Genomic DNA, 5,490 nt, shown 5'->3' with positions numbered 1-5,490 from the left:
TAAGACTATTATTGATACCCACCTAAAATATGGGAAGTATTTGTCGTTAAAGTCTTACATAGATAAAAAAATTAAAAAAAATTTACAGCCCGTGGCCGATTACGACCAAATATGCAGTTAGACCCTAATAGTAATGAATAAAAGACCTATTAAGATAGAAAATGTGAGAAGTAGAGACATTTTTAATGACAAATAATTGCTGGGATTTATTAATTTCTTTTCATAAAAAATATCTTTTAAAGAAAACCTTCTCAAAGATATATATAGCAATGTTTAGAGGCACTTAAAATTTACGATGTGACCGAATTTGACACGTATCCTTTTAAGCCACCTACTTTTTTGCAGTCCTAAGTTGCCTTTTAGGATAGCAGACTTTAAAACTAGTTAAAATGCTAGTTATTATTAGATATAATCAAATTAATTAAATTAACTCTCTTCTGATATGAGTGTAAGACTGGATAAATGGTTATGGGCTGCAAGATTTTACAAAACTAGAGCTCTTGCAAAAAAAGCTATCGAAGGTGGCAAAGTCAACTTTCAAGGACAAAAAACAAAAGTTAGCAAAACTGTAAATATTGGTGATGAATATCAAATTCAACAGTCATATATTAAAAAAACAATAATTGTTGAAGCTCTCGATGAAATTAGAAAATCAGCTACTGAAGCTCAAAAACTCTACATAGAAACACAACAAAGTATCGAAAAGAGAGAAAAAGAAGCAATTATCAGAAAAACTGCTAACTTATTAAGACCAGAAAAGCCTACAAAAAAACAACGTAGGCAGATAATTGATTTTAAAAGGAATGATTAGTCAGCTACTACACACAATTAAGTCAAACGTTTAAGAATCTAGACGAGGAGTTCTTATCTAATAAATCAAATGCAGAATAGTAAGTTAATCCCGAGTGATAACTTAAACCTATCTCACAGGTTCTACTATTAGAAATCCCACATACACAGCCTTTGACCTCCTCTTTTAAACCTGATAATGAAGAGGCATTAAGTTCTTGGAAGAGTGAAACCCTTATCGCCAGCGAACCCACAGTGAGTCACACTTCGTGGTATCACCACATCATCAGATAATGAATTAGCTATTGCTAATATATATTTTTGATTTCCTGCTTTTGTGTACTACATGTTTGATGAACTGCTAATTTGCCTATTTTATAAATATTCAAGTTCTATAAGAAAAAAGAATTATTTCATGACCTAAACTTAGCTATATTTAAATTAGTTTTCTATAGCTAAGTTCTCAGTAAATTTTAATCATAAATCATAATTTGGAAAATTACCTTTTTTGTAAATTAAAATAGTACGTTCAAAAGTCATTACCACTTCATTGCGTTGATTCACTCCACTAGTTAGTACTGTTACTATCCCTTGAGTAGGCCTTGATTTAGATTCGCGCTTACTAAGGATCTTTGACTCGGCATAAAGTGTATCTCCTTCAAAAACTGGTTTAATAAGCTTAACTTTATCCCAGCCCAAGTTAGCTACTACACGTTTGCTAACAGTATTAACTGTCATACCTGTAACGATAGCCAAGGTCAAAGTACTATCAACCAACGGTTCTTTCCATTCCGTACCACTACTATAATGAGCATCAAAATGTAATGGAGCTGTATTCATGGTTAACAAAGTCATCCAGATATTATCATTGCGAGTTATTGTCCTACCAGGACGGTGTTCTATAACCATACCTATATGAAAATCTTCATAGTAAAAACCAAAATCCTCTCTGTAATGATTATCTCCAAGCTCTTGGTACAATTTTACTTGCATAACTAACTCCTTAAGTTAACTGCTCATACAAACTTATAATAGTTTGTGATTTTTTATAAACCGGTATATCAATCATTTTTCCTTTATATTGACAAACTTCACCTTTAGAATTTTCGAATGTTTCAACTATTTTTTTTGCCTCAAAATATGCTATATCACTTGGCTTAAACTTATGATTTATTACTGTAACTTGCTTGGGATGTATAGCTGCTTTGCCTGTAAAACCAATATTTTGAGCATATATTAAACTATCTACCAATCCTTTATCATCATCAAAATTAAAGAAAGGTGAATCATAGCATGCTAGTTTTTTTATAGCAGCAGCTTGGACTAACTGCATTCTTGCTAACATCAAATCTTCTGCTTTACCTTGACTACCTATATCTAAAGCATAGTCTGCTGCTCCAAACATAAGTGCAGATATATTTTTGCTGCCATGCACAATTTGATTAATAACAGAAATACCCATAGCTGTTTCAATTAACGCAATTAAAGGCAGATTGGGATAATTTGATAATATCTCACTTATGAGATTTAGTTCTACTGCAGACTCCGTCTTAGGGCTCAACAATGCATCTATATTTATGTTACTTTGTGCTAACGCTAATATATCTGCTAACCCTTCTATAGTGCTAATATGGTTTATTCTAACAATATGAATTAAATCTTTACTCGAGGCATCTTTTAAATAGTTAATTACTTGGTTCCTAGCAAATAATTTATCTTTTGAAGCAACTGAATCTTCAAGATCCAATATAACTCCACTAGAGTGCACGGTGCGAGCCTTGGAAAAATGTTCAACTTTATTACCAGGGGTAAACAATAGTGACGGTTTTTGTTTAAAATACATAATATTCTCCACTATATACAATTAATTTCTTTTGCCTTTCGTATTAATTCTTCTCGAAAATCTGGATGTGCAATGCTAATTAATGCTTTAGTTCGCTCAGTAGTAGATAACCCTGCCAATTTACAATGTCCATACTCAGTTACAACATGATCAACATCTAGCCTTGTATCTGTTGTCATTGAAGTTAATCGAGGAACTATTCGAGATAGCTTACCTCCAGCAGCTGTTGAACTACTAGCTAAAATAGAGATCCCTCCTTCAGATATATGAGCTCCACGGATAAAATCAAGTTGGCCACCTGCTCCAGAAAACTGATGTCCTATATACTCTGAATTTACTTGTCCAAAAAAATCAATTTCAACAAAAGAGTTTATCGACACCATATTTTGATTTTTTCCAATAATTTCTGGGTTATTTACATACGATACAGGCATACAAGCCATTGAAAGGTTGTCATCGATAAAGTCATATACATTTCGGTCTCCAATAGCAAAAGTAAAAACACTCACATGGCGATTGATTCTCTTATTGCTATTAGTCACCACACCTTTTTTTATCAAATCAATCAGCCCAGATGTGACTACCTCAGTGTGTATCCCTAAGTCCTTATGATTTACTAGATGTTCTGCCACAGCATTAGGGACTCTACCAATACCAATTTGAATGGTCGCTCCATCACAAATCATTGGAGCAATAATTTGACCAATTCTATGATCAACTTCTGTTAAAGGATGTGATTTCTCTTCCAACAATGGTACTGTATTTTCAATAATAGCGTCTACTTCTGAAATATGGAGCAGGCTCTCACCTGCTGTACGCGGCATATTTTCGTTAACCTCTACAATTAATTTTTTCGCATGGCGCGAAAGTTCTATTGCATAATCGCCATTAGTACCAAAGTTGAAATAACCATGCTTATCCATAGGAGCAACTGTAACTAAAAAAGTATCGAGCTCAGTCAAATTACTAATTGTTTCAGGATAACGAGAAAAAGAAATAGGGACAAAGTTGATAAGTTTTTTCCCTTTTTTAAAACCAGCAATTGCTAACTTCGCTTCATCTTTAGTTAGCATTGAAGAGTAAGGGTGCACCACATCAAGTAAATCTTCTTGGAACAAGGTATCCATTGCGCCACCACCACAGCGCATATAGTAAACTCTCAAGTCTTTAATATTTCCCTGTCTAGCGCGCTTTGCAACCGCTTCTATCAAAGCAGGGGGAGTCGCTACTCTCATCCCAATAGAGATTGAGCCAACTTCAGGTATTAGTAAAGCAGCTTCTTCGGCACTCATCAGTTTCTCTTTATAGTAACTTTCAATATTCATTATTATCCCTCTACTATTTATTTTCTTGAAAAATATTTAGTTTATGTAGTGACATTCATAATCCAACTCAAAGAAAGTAAAATACAGAATGTGTGTATAAAAAGCTCTACAATATTTTATTTAAAAGCTCAAAAAATAAGTGACTATTTTACATTAAAAGATACTAAATAAGAGCAAAATATTTGTCAACCTATTCGTTTAGCACAAAGTTAACAATAAATTGTTGCTTACTATCTTAACCTGAATTCGACTTAAGCATGTAAATAAAATATACTTTTTCAAAAAATATTTCAGATATAGAAATAGAAACTATTTTTTATTTTATTGATGCTTTTTGTATAGAATTTGTACCATTTTATAAAAGTAAATTATTGCCTAAAAGAAAACGAAACAGAAGGAGTATGATGTCTCTTAGTAAGGTTTTAACAATTTTGATTATATTTCATCAAAGTCATTATGGAAATTTCAAAACTTTTATCTGTTTCATATTTGTAAATATATGAAAAGAGAGTTCCCTAAAACATTTAATCATAACAGATTTGTGGAACTTCAAAAATCAGCATTACTTACATAATGCTACTTATCTCAACTATTTAAAGGTGAAGAAACAGGTATATATTTTGTGGATTCAACACCACAAAACTTACGCTATGTTTAGATTTCCTGGTATTTTATTGCAGGAGATCTAAGCTGTTGTTGCATATAATCATCTAGTAATTCCTAGTTTAATTGATAAATAGTTTTACTTGTTTTGTTAGCTAACCGTTTAAGAAAAGCCTCATACTAAGAAAGCACATGCAATGTGATTTCTTTGAATTCTTTGTTTCCTGCACTGACAATTTTCCATACCTGTAACTTGCTTAACTTCTCTATGCATGCACTCAACAACCCATCTAAAGCCAGACTCCTTTTGTGCAGCATCAGATGATCTTTGAGATTTATCATTTGTGACAATGTAATCAACTCTGTTGGTAGAAACAGTAATTTTGAATAACTGTACATGCTTACCTTTAGCAAAATTATTTAGGTGTACTTCAATTCCATTTACTAGCTCATCTTCACAGAAATCTAGACTTGAAACAGCTTGATATTTGTATTTACCACTAACTCTGGATAAGTTTCGGTTTGACTTTATTGGTGCATAATAGATCTTACCTAAACTATCAACATGCTGCATTATTTTATGAGTTGAATACCAAGTGTCAAATAACACTGTTTTAAAATGTATTTGCTTACTATATACAGCACTATTAAGCATTTCTAATAAGTGATTTATCTTTGTAAGACCATCATGATCAGGCGAAAATATTCTATAGTCAATAACCCAATACTTTTCAATATCTGGATTATAATAAACTAAGTTAAATACTCCTATACCAGTAGTTACTCCCCCAGCAGCTCCACTATAGGGTCTAACTGCATATTTGGTCGTAATCGGCCACGGGCTGTAAATTTTTTTTAATTTTTTTATCTATGTAAGACTTTAACGACAAATACTTCCCATATTTTAGGTGGGTATCAATAATAGTCTTA

Annotated in this window: 5 protein-coding genes; 1 reads left to right on the top strand and 4 read right to left on the bottom strand. The window is 32.4% G+C overall.

Annotation, left to right across the window (positions count from 1 at the left end):
- The first annotated feature begins 442 nt into the window (after nucleotides 1-442).
- Nucleotides 443-811: an RNA-binding S4 domain-containing protein gene (locus tag F8C69_RS08820; RefSeq protein WP_159184916.1), complete on the top strand. Its 369-nt coding sequence runs from the start codon at nucleotides 443-445 to the stop codon at nucleotides 809-811.
- 455 nt (nucleotides 812-1,266) lie between these two features.
- Here the strand turns inward: F8C69_RS08820 and F8C69_RS08810 are convergent, their stop codons facing one another.
- The 4 genes from F8C69_RS08810 to F8C69_RS08795 form a co-directional block, all read right to left on the bottom strand.
- Nucleotides 1,267-1,782 (bottom strand): MaoC/PaaZ C-terminal domain-containing protein, encoded by a 516-nt coding sequence (locus tag F8C69_RS08810; RefSeq protein ID WP_159184915.1) that lies wholly within the window; start codon nucleotides 1,780-1,782, stop codon nucleotides 1,267-1,269.
- Nucleotides 1,783-1,792: 10 nt separating this feature from the next.
- Entirely contained in the window at nucleotides 1,793-2,632 is an 840-nt protein-coding gene (locus F8C69_RS08805; protein WP_159184914.1) for an HpcH/HpaI aldolase/citrate lyase family protein, read from the bottom strand.
- A gap of 11 nt (nucleotides 2,633-2,643) precedes the next feature.
- Nucleotides 2,644-3,957 carry an acetyl-CoA hydrolase/transferase family protein gene (locus F8C69_RS08800; protein WP_159184913.1) on the bottom strand — a complete coding sequence of 438 codons (1,314 nt, stop codon included), beginning with the start codon at nucleotides 3,955-3,957 and terminating at the stop codon, nucleotides 2,644-2,646.
- A gap of 778 nt (nucleotides 3,958-4,735) precedes the next feature.
- Nucleotides 4,736-5,233, bottom strand: coding sequence for a transposase (locus F8C69_RS08795; protein ID WP_236352437.1), 498 nt, complete (start codon nucleotides 5,231-5,233; stop codon nucleotides 4,736-4,738).
- Nucleotides 5,234-5,490: the final 257 nt, after the last annotated feature.

It is taken from the genome of Francisella noatunensis subsp. noatunensis, from assembly GCF_009823375.1.
GTDB classification, from domain to species: Bacteria; Pseudomonadota; Gammaproteobacteria; order Francisellales; family Francisellaceae; genus Francisella; species Francisella noatunensis.
Note: the sequence above shows the minus strand (reverse complement) of the source record. Positions and strands in the feature narration are given on the sequence as shown.

What these genes read in the sequence shown, in the direction of transcription:
- F8C69_RS08805 (WP_159184914.1), bottom strand. Translation starts at nt 2,632, where the DNA reads ATGTATTTTAAACAAAAACCGTCACTATTGTTTACCCCTGGTAATAAA.
- F8C69_RS08810 (WP_159184915.1), bottom strand. Translation starts at nt 1,782, where the DNA reads ATGCAAGTAAAATTGTACCAAGAGCTTGGAGATAATCATTACAGAGAG.
- F8C69_RS08800 (WP_159184913.1), bottom strand. Translation starts at nt 3,957, where the DNA reads ATGAATATTGAAAGTTACTATAAAGAGAAACTGATGAGTGCCGAAGAA.
- F8C69_RS08820 (WP_159184916.1), top strand. Translation starts at nt 443, where the DNA reads ATGAGTGTAAGACTGGATAAATGGTTATGGGCTGCAAGATTTTACAAA.